Here is a 2486-nt window from a genome sequence, read left to right on the forward strand (position 1 = left end):
GAGGTCGACGCGTTCGACGACCCGTTCGTACGCCGCCAGGACGGCGTCGGGCACCTCGACGCCGAGGTCGCGCTGCGCCCTGAGCACGGCCAGCCACAGCCGGCGTTCGAGCACCACCTTGTGCTCCGTGGACCAGAGCTCCGTCATCGGCGCTGACGCGTACCTGCCGGCGAGCACGTCCGGGATCGTGGTCTTACCGCGCATGACCCCAGTTTCCCACCTGTGCACCCGCGGGGCGGCGGCACATGACGGCGGCTCAGCCGTCGAGCCTGGTGACGGTACTGCCTCATCGGTGTCGCGCCGCTGGAGTACACGGCCGCGTGCGCCGCGGCAGATCACCGTGAGCCGGTGGCGGTGCTCTCCGGGTAGCCAGGCACCGCCGCTCGGTCCACTGCGGATCGTAGCAGGGCAACTGCAGGTGAGCCGGAATCCCGCGGAGTTGTTCGTCTCGTACCCAACGACGGCAGGTGACCGGCGAGGCCGTTCCGACAGGCATTCGGCGGTCGGGATACCCTCGCAGCAGAGGAGACGAAAGCTGGTTGGTGTGCGTTCGTACCGTGACGTGCCTACGACGTCCGTAGTTGGTGGTAATGGCGATTCGTGGGTGACGTGGTCGGGTCCTGCCGATCCTGGCCGGCTCTCCCGGCAGTTGCGGATCGCACACGAACGGTTCGTTACCACGGGCGTGCCCGCCGCGCACCTGCGGTTGCTGGTGGCCGACTCGTGGCGCCGCAGCCTCAGCTCCGGCGTCGATCCCGACCGGATCGCCGTGCCTCTCGACCTGGTCGGCGACGAGCTCGAGGAGTACCGGCGGGCACATCCGCTCGCCGCGGTCATGCCGATCGTCCGCGAGCTGCTGGTCTCCGACGCGCACGAAAACTCGTTCATCGTGGTGGTCACCGACGGTGGTGGCCGGGTGCTCTGGGTGGAGGGCGACCAACAGCTGCGCTCCCGCGCCGAGCACGTCAACCTGATCGCGGGGGCGAGCTGGCGCGAGGACGTCGTCGGCACGAACGCGGCCGGCACGTCGCTGGTGCTCGACCGGCCGGTACAGGTCTTCGCCGCTGAGCACTTCACCCACACGATCCAGCCGTGGAGCTGCGCGGCGGCACCCGTCCACGACCCCGCCACCGGCCTGGTGCTCGGGGCGCTCGACGTCACCGGCGGTGACGACATCGCCGCGCCGAACGTGCTCACGATGATCAAGGCCGCGGTGGCCGCGGCCGAGGGAGAGCTGCGGCTGCGGCAGCTGGTCGGCCCCGGGAGGCACGCGGCCGTGCAGGGTGTGTACCTAAGCGCCCCGGCGACGCCGCGGGCGCGCCTGGAAGTGCTCGGCAACGACGCCGCCGTGCTGCACACGCCGGGTCGCTCCACCAGGCTGAGCATGCGGCACGGCGAGCTGCTGCTCCTGCTCGCGCTACACCGCGATGGGCTCACCGCCGAGCAGCTCTCCGTGCACCTGCACGAGCGCGACGTGCCGACCGTGACCATCAGGGCGGAGATGTCCAGGCTGCGGCGGATCCTCGGCGGGTCGTTCCTCGCCTCGCGGCCGTACCGCATCCTCGAGGGCCTGGACACCGACGTCGACGACCTGCGCCGCGCGCTCGACAGGGGAGCGTTCACCGAGGCGCTCGACCTGTACCTGGGGCCGGTGCTGCCCCGGTCGGAGGCGCCGACGATCGTCGAGCTGCGGGAGGAGGTCAGGCGGCACGTCCGCGATACGCTGCTGGGCCACGCGCCGCCGGAGGTGCTGCTGCGCTACGCGGAGGACTCCGACGGCCGCGACGACGTCGAGATCTGGCAGGCGTGCCTGGACCGGTTGCCGCACGCCTCGCCGACGCACACGAGGGTGCAGAACCAGCTGCACTGGTTGCACGGACAGCTGTCCGCCGCAACGTAGTTGCAACGTTTGCTCGCGTACTGTCGCAGCCAGACCGAGACGACGTCATCCCGTCGGATGCGCGAGTGTCGGTCGCAGCGGTGACCGCCGACCACGTCACCGGCACGGGCCAGCGCGCCTGTGTGGCTTTGTGCCGGGGGTGGTGGGGGGTGCTACGCCGCCTCCGGTCAAAGCCGGTACCGGCGGTGTGGTGGCAGCGCGCTGGATGCGTCTGTCGACCGGTCACGGGGGAACCGGTCGACGCGGCGGCTCGAGTCGGGGGCTAGCGCAGGGCCAGCGCGTGTCTGACGGACCCCGTTTTGTTTTCCTGCTGCGCGACGCCCAGGACGGCCGCTCGCGACGGAAGGATCCATCAGACACGCCCTGATCAGTACCTGCGCCACCAGAGGTTCACGGCGTAGTCTAGGCCGGTGCCCTGGTGCTCGGCGAGCACCAGGTCGGCGACCTCTGGGGTGAGCTCGACGCGCACCACGGCTTCGAGGTCCGCCCTGCTGGTGAACTCCCACCGCATGTCGATCGGGTGCCTGGTCCAGCCGCGGCGTGCCCAGAACTCCTCGACGGCGCGGGCGTCGTGCCTGGGGAAGGC

Annotated in this window: 3 protein-coding genes; 1 reads left to right on the forward strand and 2 read right to left on the reverse strand. The window is 70.8% G+C overall.

Going from position 1 to position 2486, the window contains the following annotated elements; translation table 11 throughout:
* A partial coding sequence (locus tag GEV07_30885; GenBank protein MQA06914.1) for an adenylosuccinate lyase occupies positions 1-204 on the reverse strand: 204 nt, incomplete at its 3' end.
* Positions 205-604: 400 nt separating this feature from the next.
* Between GEV07_30885 and GEV07_30890 the strand changes: the two genes are divergently transcribed.
* The gene (locus tag GEV07_30890; protein ID MQA06915.1) at positions 605-1900 is read left to right on the forward strand and encodes a hypothetical protein; all 1296 of its coding nucleotides are present in this window, start codon (positions 605-607) and stop codon (positions 1898-1900) included.
* 367 nt (positions 1901-2267) lie between these two features.
* Here GEV07_30890 and GEV07_30895 read toward each other — a convergent pair.
* A partial coding sequence (locus tag GEV07_30895; GenBank protein ID MQA06916.1) for an SAM-dependent methyltransferase occupies positions 2268-2486 on the reverse strand: 219 nt, incomplete at its 5' end.

The organism is Streptosporangiales bacterium (assembly GCA_009379825.1).
Lineage (GTDB): Bacteria > Actinomycetota > Actinomycetes > Streptosporangiales > WHST01 > WHST01.